Below are 17,914 nucleotides of genomic sequence, written 5' to 3' on the forward strand. Positions count from 1 at the left end.
GATTCACCGGCAGCGTACGCCGCCCGCGGCCCGCCGCCCATGGACTATAGTCGGATGGCTCGCTCCGGGCCCTGCGGTGCGGGTGTGGGCTCACGCCTCCCTGGCCACCTGCAGCAGCTCTCCACGCTGCACCATCTCCACGATCCTCAGGAGGTCGGGGCGGTAGTAGCGGTCGCGGGTCATGTTGGGGATGTGTGCGCGGATGTGTTCCCACGCGGCCTGAGCGCCACGCCCGGCGTGGAGGGTCTGGAAGTCGAGGGCCTGCGCGGCGCACAGCAGTTCGATTCCGATGACGTTCTGCACGTTCTCCAGGATGGCCCGCAGTTGCCGGGCACCGTGCGCCCCCATGCTGACGTGGTCTTCCTGGTTGGCGCTGGTGGGAATGGTGTCCACGCTGGCCGGGTGGGCGAGCACCTTGTTCTCGCTGACGAGGGCGGCGGCGGTGTACTGCGCGATCATGAACCCGCTGTTCAGGCCGCCCTGGGGCGCGAGGAACCCCGGCAGGCCCGACAGGGCGGGATTCAACAGCTGCTCGCAGCGGCGCTCGCTGATGCTGCCGAGTTCCGCCACCGCGACCTTCAGCGCGTCGATGGTCACGGCGAGCGGCTGCCCGTGGAAGTTCCCGCCGCTGACCACGTCGCCGGTCTCCGGGAAGATCAGGGGGTTGTCCGTCACGGACGCGAACTCGACCGCCAGCACCCGCTCGGCGTGCGCGAGGACGTCCAGGCTCGCGCCGTGCACCTGCGGCGCGGCCCGCAGCGAGTACGCGTCCTGCACCTTCCCGTCCCCCACCAGATGCGACGGGGCGATCTGCGAGTCGCGCAGGAAGAACCGCAGCTCCTCCGCGACCGCGACCGCGCCGGGATGGGGGCGCAGGCCCACCACGTCCGGCTGGAAGGGCCGGTGCGAGCCGTACATCGCCTCGACGGTCATGGCCGCCGCCAGATTCGCCGTGCCCAGCAGCGTCCGGGCATCGGCCACGGCCAGCGCGAGCAGGCTGCCCATCAGCTGCGTGCCGTTGATCAGCGCCAGCCCCTCCTTGGCCTGCAAGGTCAGCGGTGTCAGGTTCAGCTCGGCCAGCACGTCGGCACTGGGCCGCACCGTCCCCCGGTACTCCATGTCGCCCAGACCGATCAGGCCCAGCGCCAGGTGAGCCAGCGGCGCGAGATCGCCGGATGCCCCCACGCTGCCCTGCGCCGGGATGACCGGCAGCGCCCCCGCGTTCAGCAGCGCCAGCAGCAGTTCCACGACCTCGGGCCGCACGCCGGAATGCCCCAGCGCCAGCGACTGCGCGCGCAGCAGCAGCATGCTGCGCACCACCTCGGTCGGCAGGGCCTCCCCCACGCCGATCGCGTGCGACAGGATCAGGTTCAGCTGCAGTTCCTCCAGCCCCGCACGCGGCACCTGCACCGACGCAAACTTCCCGAACCCCGTGTTCACGCCATACACCGCGGCGTCGCCGTCCACGATCCGCTCGATCACCGCCCGTGCCCGGAGAATGCGTCCACGCGCCGCCTCGGACAACTCCACGGACTCGCCGCCACGCACGACGGAGAGGAATTCAGACAGGGACAGGTGTTGGTCGAGAATCACAGGTGCTCCTTATTGGAACGATAGATATACATCTGCCCGAAAAGATCTTCAAAATCTTTTTGAGGGGTCAATCCACGCCAGTGTGGCTCATCGTCCGTAAATTGAACAATCAGGCCTGAGTCCGTAATAAAGAGTGGCGACCAGGCGTCCTCGACGGCCAGCGGATAGAGTTTCTGCTGGTGAGATCGTTCAAACTCCGGGAAGTTGGGGTCGCCGTCTGTTTGAATGTCATATGTCCAACTCGTTCCAACATCATTCAGGTTGAATTGAATGTTGTTTCGTAGCCCCAGACCGTCAAACTGCTCAAGAACTGCCCGCGCAAGGGGGAAAATCTGCCAGCCGTTCTTCTCGGCCAGGGCTACATCCGCCGATATATCGACACGGCGATCCTCAGACCATCCGATAGCAAGGAGCTGGGTGCGGAGTTCATCAGTGATTTCAAATGGCAGATCAGACATGCCGACCGTCCATCCAGACGTCCCGCACCGGATTCGCCCCCAGGGTGTACGCCAGATCGCGCCAGTCGGCGCTGTGCAGGGCCAGGAAGTCGGCCCGTTGGCCGGGCGCGAGGGCTGCCCGGTCGCCCAGTCCCAGAGCCGCCGCCGCGTTCACGGTGCAGGCGGTCAACGCCTCGGCGGGGGTCAGGCGGTTCAGGCGCACCGCGAGGGCCAGGGCCAACTGGACACTGAACACGGGTGAGGAACCGGGATTCAGGTCGGTGCCCACGGCAACCGCCGCGCCCGCGTCGATCAGTGCCCGGCCCGGTGCGGCGGGCAGGCCCAGGTGGAGCGTCACACCGGGAAGGATGGTCGCCACGGTGTTCGACGCCGCCAGGGCAGCGATCTGAGCTGGGCCGCTGGCTTCAAGATGATCCACACTGAGCGCTCCCAGCTCGCAGGCGAGTTCCGTCCCACCGATGGCGTGGAACTGGTCGGCATGGAGCTTGAAGTCCAGCTCGTTGGCGCGGGCGGCCACGAAGATCTGACGGGTTTCCTCGACAGTGAAGGCTTCTTTCTCGCAGAAGACGTCCACCGTTTCAGCAAGTCCGGAACTGGCGACCTCAGGAATCAGTTCCTCGCAGACGGCCCGGACGTAGTCGGTGCGTCCTTCCGTGGGTGGGACGTGGATCAGGAGCGTCGGCATCACGAACAGCTCCCGTCGCAGTCTGCGGACAGCTTCCAGCATCCGCACCTCTGCACGGAAATCCAGCCCGTAGCCGCTCTTGACTTCAATGGTGGTCGCACCAGACGCCCGCAGCGTGTGCAACCGTGGCCGGGCCAGGGCCACCAGCTCATTTACGCTGGCCGCACCTGTCGCCCGCATGCTGCTGCGGATGCCGCCGCCCCGCGCGAGGATCTCCTCGTACGGGACGCCCTGCACGCGCGCCTCGAAATCCGCGAGGCGATCCCCGGCCCAGATGGAGTGCGTGTGCGGGTCGACCAGTCCTGGTACGACCGCCACGCCGCCCAGGTCGTGCTCCTGCACCATGCCGGGAGCCTCGGCACGCGGGCCGACCCACTGAACACGCCCGCCCGAGACGAGCAGGGCGGCATCGGGAATGACGCTCAGGTCGCCCATGGCCGCGCCGCGCTGCACGCCGGGGGCCGGCGTGACGAGCTGGCTGATGTTCGTGAACAGCGTCTCAGGCATGACGGTCACCGTCCAGGCCCGCCTCGCACAGCGTCTCCATGATCAGCCGCGCCATCAGCAGTTCGCTGCGTCCGGTGGGGTCGAGGCTCGGGGCGAGTTCCACGACATCCAGGCCGACGACGGTGTTGTGCCGCGCCGTTTCCGCCAGGATCGCCATGCCCTGCGCGTAGGTCAGGCCGTCCGGTTCGGGGCTGCTCGTGCCGGGAATGACGCTGGGGTCGAAGCTGTCCACGTCCACGCTGAGGTACACGTTCTTCCCGCGCGGCAGCCGCTCCAGCACACGCGTCAGGTCACCCGCGACGTCCGTCATGGGGATCAGGGCGTGCCCCCGCGCGCGGGCCGCCGCGACCGCTTCCGGATCGAAGCGCAGCCCACGCAGGCCAATGGTCGTGATGTGCACGAGGTTCTCCATCTCCTCGCACGCGCGGCGGAAGGGGCTGCTGTTGCTGTAGCGGGTGTCGTTGCGGGTGTCCGTGAAGTCCAGGTGCGCGTCCAGCTGCACCACGTGCAGCTCCGGCACGTCCGCATAGGCCCGCAGGATCGGGTACGTGACGCTGTGGTCGCCGCCCAGGAACACCGGGAGGCGGCAGCGTTCCCGCACCAGTCGGGCCGCCTCCGTGATCCGCTGCCGTGCCAGTTCCGGCTCCAGGCTGGGCAGCACCACGTCCCCCGCGTCCGCGAAGGTCACGCCCGCCAGCCGCGTCACGCCGTCCAGTCCCGTGAAGGGCGGCACACTCCGCAGGCTGGCCTCTCTGAGTGCGCGGGGGGCGAAGCGCGCGCCGGGGCGGAACCCCAGGGCGATATCGAAGGGCACGCCGAGCGCGGCCACGTCCGCCCGCCACTCCGCGGCCGGGTGGACGATGGGCGCGCGGGCGAAGGTGGCGATGCCGCCGTAGGGAAGGTGGGTCATGGGCGCGCCCCACAGGTCACGTCGCCGTCGGTGTCTTTGTCTGAGACCTGTGTCAGCGAAGGCAGGGCGAGATGGAGTTCAGCAGTGCGGCTGAGCTGGCCCGTCGTGGGGCTGTACCAGTTCACGTTCAGGCACAGGGTCTTCCCTGTCACGCGGCTGGCCCGGATGTCGGGAAAGGTGACCTGCCGGGCGCCACCGTTCAGGTTCCAGAGCCGGATGGTGTTATCGCCCGTGCCGATCAGGTAACGTCCGTCTTCACTCCACTGGATATTGAGCACGGTGTCGTTCTTGAGTTGTTCGGTTCGGCCGTCTGGACGAACGAGAAACACATTCGCATCCCAGTACTTCGTATGTATGTTTCTGTAGTAATGCACGGCAATGAAGCTCCCCGATCGATTTGGAAGGACAGACGGTCTCTCCCAACCCCAAGAGAAGTCAGGATCGGGTTCCAGAGCGACTTCTGGCCCTTTCACCTCTACCGTCTTCCCCGTCTTCGTGGTGACTGTGACGGCCAGCTTAGGGTCGTGCCCGTGCTGTTGTGCACCGACCGAACCGGTCAGCAGGAGGCCAAGGAGGGGCAGAACAAAGGGTTTCATGCGCCTATTGTTCACGTCACCTCTGGTCTCTGATGCCGAGGCTGGGCAGATCAAGCCCCCTCTCCCGCGCCACGTCCAGCGCGAGGTCATAGCCTGCGTCGGCGTGGCGGATGACGCCCATGCCGGGGTCGTTGGTCAGGGCGCGGGCAAGTTTCCGGGCGGCTTCTTCGGTGCCGTCGGCGACGATGACGAGGCCGCTGTGCTGCGAAAATCCCAGGCCGACGCCGCCGCCGTGGTGGAAGCTCATCCAGCTGGCCCCGCTGGCGATGCCGACGCCGAAGTTCAGGAGAGGCCAGTCGGACACGGCGTCGCTGCCGTCGAGCATGGCTTCGGTTTCGCGGTAGGGGCTGGCAACCGATCGGCGTCGAGGTGGTCGCGGCCGATGACGATGGGAGCCTTCAGGCGGCCGTCGGCGACCATCTCGTTGAAGAGTCTCGCGGCCCGGTCGCGTTCCCGGTACCCGAGCCAGCAGATGCGGGCGGGGAGGCCCTGGAAGGCGATCTGGTCGGCGGCGTACGTGAGCCAGGATTGCAGGCGCTCGTCGTGGGGGAAGAGGTCGAGCAGCGCGCGGTCGGTGGCGCGAATGTCCTCGGGGTCGCCGGACAGCGCCACCCAGCGGAAGGGGCCGCGCCCCTCGCAGAAGGAGTCCCGGATGAACGCGGGCACGAAGCCGGGGTAGTCGAAGGCGTTCTCCACACCGGCTTCCCGGGCGCGGTGGCGGAGGTTGTTGCCGTAGTCGAACGCGACCGCGCCGCGCCGCTGGAGGTCGAGGATGGCGCGGACGTGCGCCGCCATCGCGTCGTACGCGCGCTGGCGGTACTCGTCGGGCCGCTGCTCGCGCAATTCCGCGGCGTCCTCGTCGGGCGCAAGGACGGGCAGGTAGCCCCACATGGGGTCGTGCGCGCTGGTCTGGTCGGTGATCAGGTCAGGCGTCCAGTTCATCGTGACGAGCTGCGGGACGAGCTCGGCGGCGTTGCCCTGCACACCGATGGAGCGGGCGACACCTTCAGCCTTGTACGTTTCCGCGCGGGCGATGGCGTCCTCCAGGCTCGTGGCGACCTCGTCGAGGTAGCGGGTGTCGAGGCGCTTCTGGATGCGGGTGGGGTCGATCTCGATAGTGATGCTGACGCCACCGGCGAGCTTCACGGCGAGGGGTTGCGCGCCGCCCATGCCGCCCAGCCCGGCGGTGACGGTGACGGTGCCCCTCAGGCTGCCGCCGAAGTGCTTGCGGGCCGCTCCGGCGAAGGTCTCGTAGGTGCCCTGGAGGATGCCCTGCGTCCCGATGTAGATCCAGCTTCCGGCAGTCATCTGGCCGTACATCATCAGGCCCGCCCGGTCGAGCTGGTCGAAGGTTTCCCAGTTCGCCCAGTGCGGCACGAGGTTGCTGTTGGCGAGCAGCACGCGCGGGGCCCACTCGTGCGTCTTCAGGACGGCGACGGGCTTGCCGGACTGGATCAGCAGCGTCTCGTCGTCCTCCAGCCGGTCGAGCGTCTCCACGATCGTGTGGTAGGCCTCCCAGCTGCGGGCGGCCTTGCCGCGCCCGCCGTACACGACCAGGGTGTCCGGGTGCTCGGCGACGTCCGGGTCGAGGTTGTTCATGAGCTTGCGCTTGGCGGCCTCCTGCACCCACCCCTTCGCGGTCTTCTGCGGGCCGCGCGGGGCGCGGACGACGGGGGCGGGTTCGGTGGGGGCGGGGGGTGTCATGGGTGTCCTCCGGTGGGCGGCAGTGTGCGTGGTGCGGAATGGCGGCAGCTGCAGCGATGGCCTGGGCTCGCCTCCCCGCTCCTGGCCTGATGGATGTGCCGTCATCCTCCGCCTGTGCCATGCAGGTCGCAACGGCATCTTCCGGTCTGACCGGAAAGCAACCGCCCCTCTTGCATCTCAGCCTGCGGTTGAGCATCATGAATGAGTGAACACTCACTCGGGAAAGGGTGACAGATTAAAGCGCACTTCTCCCCGCCCTGCGGACGATCCCCAGCGGCGGGCCACCATCCTCCGTGCGGCGCAGACCTGCTTCGCGCAAGCCGGCTTCCACCGGACGACCATGCGCGCCGTCGCGCGGCAGGCGGGACTGGCCGAGGGCACCCTCTACCACCACTTCGGAAGCAAGGACGACCTGCTCCTGGGCCTGTTCGGCGCGCTGGGGGCGCAGGCGCGCGACTCGCTCGATCCGGCGGCGCTGGCGGCCCTGAACCTGCGGGACTTCCTGCGGGCGTTCCTGGCCGCGCCCCTGACGGCCCTGGCGCAGGACGAGGCGGGGCTGCTGCGCGTGATCCTGTCCGAGGGCCTGATCCGCCGCGACCTGGGCCGCGCGTTCGCCGAGGGGCTGACCCGCACGGCGGATCTGGGCGCGCAGGCGCTCGCCGCGCGCCCCGAGCTGCGCGGCGTGGACACCGGCGAGCTGCTGCGCACCGGCCTGGCGCTGGTGCTGGGCCACACCGTACAGGGCGCGCTGTCGGGCGACCCTCTCCCCGACCCGCAGGTGACGGCGGCGCGCGTGGCGGACGGGCTGCTGGCCCTGCTGGCGGCGGAACGGGCATGAACATCACGCTGATCGCGCTGGGCTCGCGGGGCGACGTGCAGCCCTACGTGGCGCTGGGGCTGGGGCTGCGCCGGGCCGGGCACGCGGTGCGGCTCGCCTCGCATGACACGTTCCGCGACCTCGTGACGGGCGCGGGGCTGGAGTTCGCCCCGATGCGCGGGAACGTGCAGGAGGTCGTGAACAGTCCCGAGATGCGCGCCGCGCTCGCCAGCGGGAACATGCTGGCGATCAACCGGGTGTCCGCGCGCGCCACGCAGCAGGGGGCGCTGCTGTGGGCCGAGGACGGCCTCGTGGCCGCGCGGGACGCTGACCTGCTCGTGGCGGGCCTCGGGGGGCTGAACGTCGCGCAGGCCCTCTCGGAGAAGCGGCGCGTGCCGCTCGTGGAGGCGCACGTGGTGCCGTTCCATCCCACGCGGGCGTTCCCCGGGGCGATCTTCCCGCCGGCCACCGCGCGGCTGGGCGGCTGGGCGAACCGCCTGTCGCACGTCCTGACGCGGCAGGTGATGTGGCAGATGTTCCGCGCCGCCGACACGCGCGCGCGGCGCGAGGTGCTGGGCCTTCCCGCCGCACCGCTGTTCGGCCCGCGCCCCCTGCGATCTCTGCCGACCCTGCACGGCATCAGCCCGGCGGTGCTGCCCCGCCCCGCCGACTGGGACGCCTCGCAGCACCTGACCGGCTCCTGGCTCCTGCCGCAGGAGGCCTGGACGCCACCGCCCGCGCTGGAAGCGTTCCTGAACGCCGGCCCGCCCCCGGTGTCCATCGGCTTCGGCAGCATGACCACCCCGGATCCGCAGGCGACCACCCGCGCGGTCGTGGCGGCCCTGGCGCGCAGCGGGCAGCGGGCAGTGCTCCTCAGCGGCTGGGGTGGCCTGAGCGCTGCCGAAGTACCGGAGACAGTGTTCGTGACGGACAGCGTCCCGCACGACTGGCTGTTCCCGCGCGTGGCGGCCGTGGTGCACCACGGCGGAGCGGGCACGACGGCCGCGGGGCTCGCGGCGGGCGTGCCGAACATCGTCGTGCCGTTCTTCGGAGACCAGCCGTTCTGGGGCGAACGGGTGCGACAGCTGGGCGTGGGGCCAGCCCCGGTGCCCCGCCGCGCCCTGAACGACCGGACGCTGGCCGACGCCCTGACCCGCGCGGTCACGGACACCGGGATGCGTGACCGGGCTGCGGCCCTGGGCGCCCGTATCCGGGCCGAGGACGGGGTGGCGCGCGCAGCGGAGGTGATCTCGGGACTGTCGCTGTAACGACGTGGTGGGGCCCGACCCCGTGCTCCAGGCCGTTCCGGCCCCGCCGGAAGCGTGCCATCCTGGGAACGTGGCCTCCTCTTCCCTGCTCGTGGGCGCGGTGGACGTCCTGAGCGCCTTCGACGCGGATCACACCGAGTGGCGCCTGTCGGATCTGTCGCGGCAGCTGGGCGTGCCGACGAGCACCCTGCACGAGCAGCTGCTGGCGCTGTGCGAGACGGGTCTGGTGACGCGGGTGGGGCGGGGCCGGTACCGGCTGGGGTGGCGGCTGCTGAAACTGTCGTGTGCGCTGTACGGCAGCCTGCCGTGGTACGGCCCGGCGCACGCGGCGATGGAGCGGGTGGCGCGAACCACCCACCGGCTGGCGTTCCTGTGTGTGCTGGACGGCCAGCGCGTGCTCTGCGTGGCCCGATCGGTGCAGGGGCGTGATGGGCCGCCCGTCGCCGGTGAGCTGGACTTCGACCTGCCGGCGCATGCGACCGCCAGCGGGAAGCTGCTGCTGGCGCTGACAGGACGGCCACTGCCCGACGCCCCACTGGCCTACACGCCCCGCACCGTGACCGATCCCACCACCTGGGCCACCGAGGCCCAGGCCATCCGGCACGCCGCTGCCGCCGTCACCGAGGACGAGTGGGCCCACGGTACCGGAGGGGTGGCCGTCCCGATCCTGGACAGCTCCGGCACCGTCCTGGCCGCGCTGGGCGTGAGCGTGCCGACGGCGCAGCTCCGTGCCCGTGCGGCCCTGATGCGCACCCTGAGAGACGCCGCAGACGAGGTGAGCTGGACACTGGGTTACCGGCCCTCGCCGGGAGTGACGCCGCCTAGCCGTCCATGAGTTTGGGCAGCATCCGTACCCAGGTCACGTCGGGCCAGCGGTTCAGGAACGCCAGGGCCTCGGCACTCAGGGCCTGATCCAGCTCGATGGCGAGCAGGGCGTGTCCGCCGCGCGTGTCACGGGTACACGTCAGCGCAGCGATGTTCACGCCGTCGGCCGCGATGGTGCTGGCAATCCGGGCGATCATGCCCACCGCGTCGGTGTACCGCAGCAGGGCGGTGGGACTGGCTCCGCTGAAGTTCACGCCCAGCCCCTGCACGTTGGTGACCTGGATCACGCCACCGCCGGTGCTGCTGCCCTGCATGACCAGGCGCTGGGTCTCGCCCTGCACGTCGATCCGCACGGTGTTGGGATGGACGTCGCCCAGGTCGGCATCCCGGAATTCGACACTCAGGCCGGCCGCCTGCGCGACCTCGACGGCGCGGGGAAGGCGCTCGTTGTCGGGGCGCAGGCCCAGCAGGCCGGCGACCAGGGCCAGGTGGGTGCCATGGCCCCGGCCGGTCTTGGCGAAGCTGGCGTGCAGTTCCAGGGTGGCGTGGCGTGGCGCCTCGCCCAGCAGGTGATGGGCGACCAGCCCCAGGCGGCACGCGCCCGCCGTGTGGCTGGAACTGGGGCCGATCATCACCGGGCCGATCATGTCGAGCAGGGACATGCGGGCAGTATGCGCCCAGCGCCTACGACTTCCCGATGACCGGAGCCAGATGCTCTTTGAGTTCGGCCAGTTTGGCGGCCGCGTTGACCTCGGGGTCGAGGCCGTTGGCGTCGGCGCTGCCGGTCGCGCCCTGCATGCCGTCGGTGACCTCGGTGTGCTGGGCGATGTCCTCGTGCTCACGCACGCCCTCGGTGTTGCGGTCGTCCTGGGTCATGCCTCCACGGTGCGTGTTGTGGCCGCCCGGGGGATGGGAGGACGCTGGGGGCGTCTTCATGGCGGCCCACAGGGCGTGGGCACTGACCCCGGCAGAGGCCACACCGGCCCGTGCCAGTGAGGCGCGTACGCGGGCCGGGGCCACGGCGAACAGCCGCAGCATGATCCGCGACAACGTCCCGGCCGGGGTGTCCGGGTCGAGAAAGGCCCGCCACTGCGCGGGCGGCAGGTCGAAGAAGGTGCCGAAAAACTCCGGGAGGGCCGGCCCCGGCAGGCCCAGCAGGGCGCGGACGCCCAGCAGATGACTTTCCCGCGCGGCGCGGCGCTCCGGCGGCCACAGCAGATCCCAGCCGACCCGGACGGGATCGGCACCGCTGCGCAGGGCCGCGTGCAGGACACCCGCCAGTGCCGGAGCCACCCGCAGGGCAGCCGAGACCTGGAATCCGCTGATCGGATGCACCAGCCCGGCCGCCGCCCCGAAGGGAAGCACCGATGTGGGCGTGGGCAGCGCTCCGTTCATGGGAAACGCCACCCACTCGGTGCTCAGCACCTCACGCGGGGGCGTGCCGGCGGCGCTCAGGCGGGCGTGCAGTCGGGCCTCCAGGGCCGCGCGGTTCACGCCGGGCCGGGCGATCAGACTGGTCTCCTCGACGAAGAATCGGTCGCCCCCCAGGTGCATGGCATACAGGAAGGTGGGAACCGACGTGGGCCCACTGGGCGGACGGTAATCCATCCAGACCATGGAGCCCGGCGGCACCGGCGGCCGGTCGAACCGCGCCGTGAGACCCCACGCGGTCTGGAAGGCCGGGCCGTCCGGATAGGCGGTGCGCACCAGACGGCCGCCGTGCCCGCTGGCATCCACGACCAGCCGCGCTGTCCAGCGCTCCTCGCGTGTGCCGTGAACAAGCGTCCCGGCTGCGCACGGTTCGGCGTGGGTGGCCCGGCCCACGGTCCAGCGCAGCCCCGTTCCGGCGCGGGCGTGCAGCGCCCGCTGAAGGGCGGCGTTGTCGAGGAGTGCGTAGGGTCTCAGGAGCGGCGTGGGCTCGGGGCCGGTGTAGACCCGCACGTCCGTCCAGACCTGGGCCGCACACCCCTGGGCCCACACCGGGAGGTCGTCCAGCCATGCGCCGTAGGTCGCCGGGTAGGGGCCGGGAGGGTGGGGGGCCAGCACCCGGACATCCACGCCACGCCGCGAGAGTTCAGCGGCCAGAGCCGTTCCGGACGGGCCGCCACCCACGATCAGGACGTCGCTGTGTTCGGCACCGGGCATCCGGGTCAGGCTAGCGTGATGGAGGGGAGCAGAGTGTGGGAATTGCGCTCCGGGCCACCGGCCATGCCGATGTGGCCCGCCCGGAGCGACAAGGGTTGATCAAGCAGCGCCGGGCCACCGACACGGTGTGGCGGGTGGGCCGCGGCCTATGCTGCACGTCATGCGTGCCCTGTCCGTTTCCCGTTACCGCCTGGCCCTCGTCGCCGGCGCCCTGCTGCTCGGCGTGGCCATCACCGGATGCTCCCAGCAGGGGGCCCAGAACACCCTGAACCGCGTCGTCTCGACCGGTGGCCTGACCGTCACCACTGATGTCGTGTACGGCACCGATCCCCGCAACCGCATGGACGTGTACGCGCCGGCCGGGGCCAGCGCGGCGCCCGTGGTGCTGTTTGTCCACGGCGGCTCGTGGGAGGGGGGGGACAAGGAAGGACACAAGTTCGTGGGCGAGTCGCTGGCCCGCGCCGGGTATGTCACGGCCGTCATGAACTACCGGCTGGCTCCGGCGAACCGCTACCCGGCCTACGTGCAGGACACCGCGGCGGCGCTCCGGGTGCTGCGTGACACGGCGAAGACCTTCGGGGGCAATCCGGACAACCTGTTCGTCATGGGCCACTCGGCCGGGGCCTTCAACGCGGTCGAGGCCGTCGACAACGAGCGCTGGCTGCGCGAGGCGGGTGTGCCCATCCGCGCCGTGCGCGGCGTAATCGGCGTGGCCGGGCCATACTCCTACGACTTCCGGGGAATGTCGAGTGCGCGGGCCTTCCCCGACGGCGCCCTGCCCGACGACGTCATGCCGGCCCGCCACGTGCGCCGGGACGCGCCCCCACATCTGCTGCTGGTCGCCGGCAGTGACCGGACGGTCTACCCGCAGAACGGCGAGCAGATGAAGGCAGCCCTGGACGCCGCCGGGGTGCCCGTGACCTTCACCGTGCTGCCGGGGATGGGCCACATCACCATCATCGCGGCCATGACGCGCTTCCTGACCTTCCTGGGGCCGACGCGCCAGGACGTGCTCGCGTTCATCGAGGCGCGCCGCCTGCCCTGAGCGCCGGACACTGCAGGAGAGCACAGGCACCTCACGGGCATGGTCTACCATCACGCCATGTCCCGCCCTGCCCTGACCGTGATCGTTGCCGGCCTGCTCGCCACGGGGCTGAGCGGCTGCCGGTATGCGTTCGTGCCCGCCGTGCCCCGACCTGTCGAGGTCACCATGCCGGCCCGCGTGACCGGCGCCACGCTGACCCGAGCCGGGGCCATGCTCACCGTGCAGGCGCAGGTCGATGGCCGCTTCGAGGCCGGCTACCTGAAGGTGCAGTGGTTCGACGGCCCCCGCAAGCTGGCCGAGGACAGCGTGTACGTCGATGGTGACCAGCGGCGCGCCACCTTCACGCTGGAGGCCCCGGAGCCGGGCTCGTACCGGGCGGTGCTGTCGCTGGGCGGCACGGTGCTGCGGCAGGTCGAGCTGTACGAGGTGCAGCCGTGAGTGCCGCGTGGGTGGGCGTGGTGGAATGGACGGCTGGCACCACCGACCGCTTCGTGTGGCAAGGGAACCGGGTGGTGCCGTACCGCACCGAACCGCGGCCCGCTCCGGTGAACTACGGCTGCCTGCCCGGTACTCTGAATCCGGCCGACGGCGCGGAGGTGGACGCCGTGTGGCTGGGGCCGCCGCTGCCGGTGGGCAGCCGGCCTGCCGGATCGCCACTGGGCCTGCTGCACCTGAACGACGGGGATCACAAGGTCGTGTTCGGGCCCGTCACGGCAACGATGGATGACCTCCTGGCCTGGTTTGAGCCGGAGCGCGGGCCCCAGGTACACGACGCCGGGGCTGCGCTGGCGTGGCTGGAGACGACGGTCGTTGAGCGGGGGGCAGCGGACAGTCCCCGATCCGCCCAAAGTTGATCAGGGCGGTGCACCGGCCGGAGGGCCGTCTGCCGGGCCCCCGGGCCCGGATCGGGCCGGAGGCGGTGGCCATGTCGTCAGCCTCTCGCGCAGCTGTGCCGTGACCCAGCGCACCGAGTCACTGTTCGGATAGGTGACGGCGCTGTGATCCTCCCGTACCGACACGAAACGGGTGATGCCGGCGGCGCTGCCGTCCAGGCGCACGTTGCGGGACGTCTCGAACAGGTAGTTGACCGGCAGACCCCCGCTGGGCCCGGTCCGGGCCGGTACCCTCTTGCTCTGCACCTCCAGGTTCGCCGCCACGTTGGGCCACACCACGTCCTTCAGGGGCACGGTGCGCCCGGCGACCCGCACCGGCTCGCACGCGTCCAGCGGCTGCGGCTGGTCGGCCGACGCGGCCGGCAGCGCCTGAACCGACGACCGGTAATCCGAACGCCACGCCACACACAGCCCGTCGAGATCCACCTGCATCTCGAAGCGCACCGTCGGGAAGACCCGCGTGAGCAGGTGCGACCACACCACCCCGTGCGAATGCGCCACGAGCACCAGTCGGGGAGGCCGGGCGGCGCCCAGCCACGTCTCCTGAACGCGCTGGAGATCGGTCACCAGCGCTGCGAAGCCCGGCTGGGGGCGGCTCAGGTAGGGGGACGTGTGCGTGTGGGCCGGGTGGCTGGCGTATCCGGCGACCTGCACGGTGTAGCCGGCCGCGCTGTAGACCTCCGCCACCGCGTCGAGCGTGCCCCGCGAACTGAGGTAGTCCCAGTTGTCGCGCGGGGCCACACAGGGCGGCGAGCAGCGCCCGGACACTCCCAGGACGATCACGTCCGGCGCCGGCCCCGTCACGTCGAGGGCGGGTGTCCGTGTGTCCTGAACGCGCCAGTGCGGCACACAACCGGTCAGGCCCAGCGCGAGGACGACCAGGAGGAGCGGCGGAAGCAGGACGCGCACAGCGGCCTCAGTGTAGGCCATTGGGGGCGCGCTGGCCGGGCCGGTTCGCCCGCACTCGAACACCCCGAGTCCGGAACACACCCGGGATCATTCGGGCGGATCGGGACGCTCCGGCGTGGGCGTGTAGAGCTTGGCCGGGCGGCCGGAATGCCCGTACTGGTGCTCCAGGCTGGCGCGGCCGGTGCGGACGAGGTGCTCCAGATAGCGCCACGCGGTCACGCGGCTCAGGCCCAGTCGATCTCCGATGTCCTCGGCGCTGACGCCTCCGCCGGCCCCGGCCAGGGCGTGGGCGACCCGTTCCAGGGTGTGCGGATCCACCCCACGCGGCAGGGGTTCGGCGCTGCGCCCATGCACCCCCAGCAGCCGGTCGAGGCGGCCCTGATCCAGGCGGGCCTCCTGCTGGCCGGGCGTGGTGGGCAGTCGGCGTCCGCGGTGCCGTGCCAGCAGCTCCGCCAGCCGCGCGCCGGTGAAGGGCTTGATCAGGTAGTCGAAGGCCCCGTGCGCCAAGGCCAGCCTCACACTCACCTCGTCGTCGGCGGCGGTGATCAGGGCCACGTCGGTGGTGCGCCCGACCGATCGCCAGTGGCGCAGCAGACCCAGCCCACTGCCGTCGGGCAGATGCACGTCCAGCAGGATCAGGTCTGGATTCAGCGCCTGGGCCAGCGCGTCACCCTGGGCACATGTGGCGGCGCTGCCCACCACATGCACGTCGGGATCGCGTTCCAGCAGGTCACGGTTGATCCGGGCGACCCGCTGGTCGTCCTCGACCAGCAGGACGCGCACCGTGGCGGCCCGCAGCGTCACGCGCCCACCGCCGCACCGGACACGGGCACGCCCACCGGCGGCGGCAGGCTCACCTGAAACACCGTGCGCCCACGGCGCCGCACGTACCGGAGCTGCCCGCCCAGTGCCTGCACGCGGGCGTGTACGCCAGCCAGCCCGTAGCCGCGGCCCTCCCCCTTGCTGCTGGCGCCCCGCGTGTACAGCCGCTCCAGCACGTCTGCCACGACACCGGGGCCGGAGTCCTCGACCTCGATCTGGACACCGTCCGGATCCTCACCGATCAGCACCGTGACCGAACCCGGCTGTCCGGCCAGCACCTCGAAGGCGTTCTCGGTCAGGTTCCCGACCGCCGTGACCAGCGTGTCGGCGTGCCGCTCCCACACCGGCGACAGCAGACTGCCCTCGGCGACCTGGAAGTCGATCCCGAGTTCCTGCGCCCGCTCGCGTTTGCCCGCCAGCAGGGCCACCAGCCGGGGCACCTGCACGTCTCGCAGCAGTTGCCGGAATTCAGCGTCGGCGCGGATCTCGGCATTGAGCACCCGCAGCGCCTCCTCGTGCCGGCCGAGCTGGAGCAGCCCCGACAGGACATGCAGGCGGTTCTGGTACTCGTGCGTCTGGGCCCGCAGCACGTCCACGAATCCCCGCGCATGCGTGAGTTCGTCGGCCAGAGCAACCACCTCGGCGCGGTTGCGGAAGCCCGCCACGAAGCCGCCGCCGTCGAGCGGTTCGATGTTCACCAGGAAGGGCTGGCCGCGCAGCCGGAGTTCCAGGTTCTGCTGCCGCTGCGCGCCCGGGTGCAGCTCTGCGAGTTCCGGCCACACGCGGGCGAGCGACACCGGCGTGGAGGGCGTGAGCAGCGCGTCCGCCGCCCGGCCGCTGGCCAGCGTGATCTGTCCGGCCCCGTCCACGGCGATCACCCCCTCGCGCAGCGCGGCCAGCACCGCCCGCTGCTGGCGGGCCAGCGCGGCGATCTGTTCGGGTTCCAGATTCAGGATCTCGGCCCGCAGCCGCCGGGCGGCCCACACGGCACCCAGGGTGCCCAGGGCCAGCGCCAGCAGCACCCACGGCAGCAGACTGACCAGCGCCGCACCGACCAGGTGCCACGCCTGCGGCATGAGATACCCGGTGCTGACCACCCCGACGACCTGCGTGCCCGCCTGCCCGCCCGCCCAGATCGGCACCTTGCCCCGCACGCTGAGCCCCAGGCTGCCCCGTGCCACCGAGATCGCCTCGCGCCCGGAGAGCGGGGCCACGTTGTCGCCCCCCTCCATGGGCTTGCCCAGCCGGTCGTCCAGCGGGTGCGCCAGCCGGATCCCGCGCCGATCACCGACCACGATGAAATCGGCGCCAGCCTGGATCCGCATGGCGTTGACCTGTGTGTTCAGGGCCGCGTCCTGGCTGCCGCGCCCGGCAGCGCGGACGACCTCGGGCAGGGACGCGACGATGCGGCTGGTGGTCATGGCCCGCTCGCCCAGCCGGCCCTTGGCCTCGCGGTACAGGTGCGCCGTCTGTACGCCGAGCAGCAGCACCGTCATGCCGCACAGCACCAGGAGATGCCAGCGCACCAGACGGCCCTGCAGGCCGGAACGGAACGGGCGTAAGGTGACCATACGTGCTGAGCGTGATTGTAGAACCCGCTCCACCCCCCGCCGGTTCCAATCGTGCATTCCGTTCACCAGTGTGCATTACGGTCATGCAAAACACCGTGCCAGACGCACATAAGCCTTGAACCGCGCCGCGTGTGGGGCTATGGTTGGGCGAATCACAACCCACGTCCCTGACGCTGCACCGATGCGGCCGTCACCCGGAGGCTCCATGAACGCCAAGAAGACTGTACTGGTTCTGTCCGCCCTGCTGCTCGCCGCTCCCATGACCCTGGCCCAGGGCCTCACGAACCTGCGCATCATGGCGCCCGCTGCCCCCGGCGGCGGCTGGGACCAGACCAGCCGCGCCATGCAGACCGTCATGCAGGACGAGAACATCGTCAAGCCCGTCACCGTGTTCAACGTGCCCGGCGCCGGCGGCACCATCGGTCTGGCCCAGCTGTCGAATGCCAAGGGCGACGGCAGCCAGATGATGACCATGGGCCTCGTGATGGTCGGCGCGATCCTCACGAACTCCAGCAAGGTCGACCTGAGCCGCGTGACCCCCCTGGCCCGCCTGACCGGCGAGTACGAGGTGCTGGTCGTGCCCGCCAGCAGCCCGTACAAGAACATGAAGGACTTCGCGGCCGCCTGGAAGACCAACAACGGTCTGGCCGTTGCCGGGGGCAGCGCCGGCGGCACCGACCACATCCTGCTGGGCCTGCTCGCCAAGTCGGCCGGCGTGGACAGCAAGAAGATGAACTACGTGCCCTTCAGCGGCGGCGGCGAGGCGCTGGCGGCCGTCCTGGGCAACCAGGTGGCGGGAGCCATCGCCGGCTACGGCGAGTTCGAGGCGCAGATCAAGGCGGGCCGCCTGCGGGCGATCGGCATCTCCGCGCCCAAGCGGCAGGCAGGCATCGACGTGCCCACCTTCCGTGAGCAGGGCTTCAACGTGGAACTGGCCAACTGGCGCGGCGTGGTCGCCGCTCCCGGCGTGAGCGCCACCGACAGGGCCGCCATGATCGCCGCGCTGGACAAGATGCATGCCAGCAAAGCGTGGCAGGACACCCTGAAGGCCCGCAAGTGGACCGACCTGTACATGAGCGGCAGCAAGTACTCGCTGTTCCTGAAGGTCGAGGCCGCCCGCATCAAGGGTGTACTGACGGACATCGGACTGGTGAAGTAACGCCCGT

Annotated in this window: 17 protein-coding genes and 1 pseudogene; 7 read left to right on the forward strand and 11 right to left on the reverse strand. The window is 70.7% G+C overall.

Features of this window, described 5'->3' with window-relative positions:
• Positions 1-90 precede the first annotated feature (90 nt).
• The 6 genes and pseudogenes from hutH to hutU all read right to left on the reverse strand — a co-directional run bounded on the left by hutH (position 91) and on the right by hutU (position 6,591).
• The gene (gene hutH / locus U2P90_RS12575; RefSeq protein WP_322472384.1) at positions 91-1,593 is read right to left on the reverse strand and encodes a histidine ammonia-lyase; all 1,503 of its coding nucleotides are present in this window, start codon (positions 1,591-1,593) and stop codon (positions 91-93) included.
• Entirely contained in the window at positions 1,590-2,051 is a 462-nt protein-coding gene (locus tag U2P90_RS12580; protein WP_322472385.1) for an SUKH-3 domain-containing protein, read from the reverse strand. The genes hutH and U2P90_RS12580 overlap by 4 nt, the downstream gene beginning before the upstream one ends.
• Positions 2,044-3,243, reverse strand: coding sequence for an imidazolonepropionase (hutI, locus tag U2P90_RS12585; RefSeq protein WP_322472386.1), 1,200 nt, complete (start codon positions 3,241-3,243; stop codon positions 2,044-2,046). Before hutI ends, U2P90_RS12580 begins: the two co-directional genes overlap by 8 nt.
• Positions 3,236-4,153 (reverse strand): arginase family protein, encoded by a 918-nt coding sequence (locus U2P90_RS12590; protein ID WP_322472387.1) that lies wholly within the window; start codon positions 4,151-4,153, stop codon positions 3,236-3,238. Before U2P90_RS12590 ends, hutI begins: the two co-directional genes overlap by 8 nt.
• Positions 4,150-4,749, reverse strand: coding sequence for a hypothetical protein (locus U2P90_RS12595; RefSeq protein ID WP_322472388.1), 600 nt, complete (start codon positions 4,747-4,749; stop codon positions 4,150-4,152). Before U2P90_RS12595 ends, U2P90_RS12590 begins: the two co-directional genes overlap by 4 nt.
• Positions 4,750-4,765: 16 nt before the next feature.
• Positions 4,766-6,591: pseudogene (gene hutU, locus U2P90_RS12600) on the reverse strand (urocanate hydratase).
• 67 nt (positions 6,592-6,658) lie between these two features.
• Here hutU and U2P90_RS12605 point away from each other — a divergent pair.
• The 3 genes from U2P90_RS12605 to U2P90_RS12615 all read left to right on the forward strand — a co-directional run bounded on the left by U2P90_RS12605 (position 6,659) and on the right by U2P90_RS12615 (position 9,373).
• Positions 6,659-7,291, forward strand: coding sequence for a TetR/AcrR family transcriptional regulator (locus tag U2P90_RS12605; protein ID WP_322472389.1), 633 nt, complete (start codon positions 6,659-6,661; stop codon positions 7,289-7,291).
• Positions 7,288-8,538, forward strand: coding sequence for a glycosyltransferase (locus U2P90_RS12610; protein ID WP_322472390.1), 1,251 nt, complete (start codon positions 7,288-7,290; stop codon positions 8,536-8,538). The genes U2P90_RS12605 and U2P90_RS12610 overlap by 4 nt, the downstream gene beginning before the upstream one ends.
• A 70-nt stretch (positions 8,539-8,608) precedes the next feature.
• Positions 8,609-9,373: an IclR family transcriptional regulator gene (locus U2P90_RS12615; protein ID WP_322472391.1), complete on the forward strand. Its 765-nt coding sequence runs from the start codon at positions 8,609-8,611 to the stop codon at positions 9,371-9,373.
• Here the strand turns inward: U2P90_RS12615 and sdaAB are convergent.
• Both sdaAB and U2P90_RS12625 read right to left on the reverse strand, forming a co-directional pair.
• Positions 9,360-10,025, reverse strand: a complete 666-nt coding sequence (gene sdaAB, locus U2P90_RS12620; protein WP_322472392.1) for an L-serine ammonia-lyase, iron-sulfur-dependent subunit beta — start codon at positions 10,023-10,025, stop codon at positions 9,360-9,362. The genes U2P90_RS12615 and sdaAB overlap by 14 nt on opposite strands.
• Positions 10,026-10,047: 22 nt before the next feature.
• Positions 10,048-11,508: a lycopene cyclase family protein gene (locus U2P90_RS12625; protein WP_322472393.1), complete on the reverse strand. Its 1,461-nt coding sequence runs from the start codon at positions 11,506-11,508 to the stop codon at positions 10,048-10,050.
• Positions 11,509-11,668: 160 nt separating this feature from the next.
• Between U2P90_RS12625 and U2P90_RS12630 the strand changes: the two genes are divergently transcribed.
• Genes U2P90_RS12630 through U2P90_RS12640 form a run of 3 tightly spaced genes read left to right on the forward strand, consistent with a single transcriptional unit; the run spans position 11,669 to position 13,407 of the window.
• On the forward strand, positions 11,669-12,553 hold the full coding sequence (locus U2P90_RS12630) for an alpha/beta hydrolase (RefSeq protein WP_322472394.1): 885 nt from the start codon (positions 11,669-11,671) through the stop codon (positions 12,551-12,553).
• A gap of 57 nt (positions 12,554-12,610) precedes the next feature.
• Positions 12,611-12,991, forward strand: coding sequence for a hypothetical protein (locus U2P90_RS12635; RefSeq protein ID WP_322472395.1), 381 nt, complete (start codon positions 12,611-12,613; stop codon positions 12,989-12,991).
• Positions 12,988-13,407: an inorganic diphosphatase gene (locus U2P90_RS12640; protein WP_322472396.1), complete on the forward strand. Its 420-nt coding sequence runs from the start codon at positions 12,988-12,990 to the stop codon at positions 13,405-13,407. The genes U2P90_RS12635 and U2P90_RS12640 overlap by 4 nt, the downstream gene beginning before the upstream one ends.
• Here U2P90_RS12640 and U2P90_RS12645 read toward each other — a convergent pair whose 3' ends face one another.
• From U2P90_RS12645 to U2P90_RS12655, 3 genes are all read right to left on the reverse strand, one after another.
• The gene (locus U2P90_RS12645) at positions 13,408-14,355 is read right to left on the reverse strand and encodes a hypothetical protein (protein ID WP_322472397.1); all 948 of its coding nucleotides are present in this window, start codon (positions 14,353-14,355) and stop codon (positions 13,408-13,410) included.
• A gap of 87 nt (positions 14,356-14,442) precedes the next feature.
• Entirely contained in the window at positions 14,443-15,159 is a 717-nt protein-coding gene (locus U2P90_RS12650) for a response regulator (protein ID WP_322472398.1), read from the reverse strand.
• The gene (locus U2P90_RS12655; protein WP_322472399.1) at positions 15,156-16,748 is read right to left on the reverse strand and encodes a sensor histidine kinase; all 1,593 of its coding nucleotides are present in this window, start codon (positions 16,746-16,748) and stop codon (positions 15,156-15,158) included. The genes U2P90_RS12650 and U2P90_RS12655 overlap by 4 nt, the downstream gene beginning before the upstream one ends.
• A gap of 205 nt (positions 16,749-16,953) precedes the next feature.
• Here U2P90_RS12655 and U2P90_RS12660 point away from each other — a divergent pair, with 205 nt between their 5' ends.
• A complete protein-coding gene (locus tag U2P90_RS12660; protein ID WP_295821378.1) occupies positions 16,954-17,907 on the forward strand; it encodes a Bug family tripartite tricarboxylate transporter substrate binding protein in 954 nt (317 codons plus the stop codon).
• Positions 17,908-17,914: the final 7 nt, after the last annotated feature.

The sequence above is a fragment of the Deinococcus sp. AB2017081 genome (assembly GCF_034440735.1).
Taxonomy (GTDB): Bacteria; Deinococcota; Deinococci; order Deinococcales; family Deinococcaceae; genus Deinococcus; species Deinococcus rufus.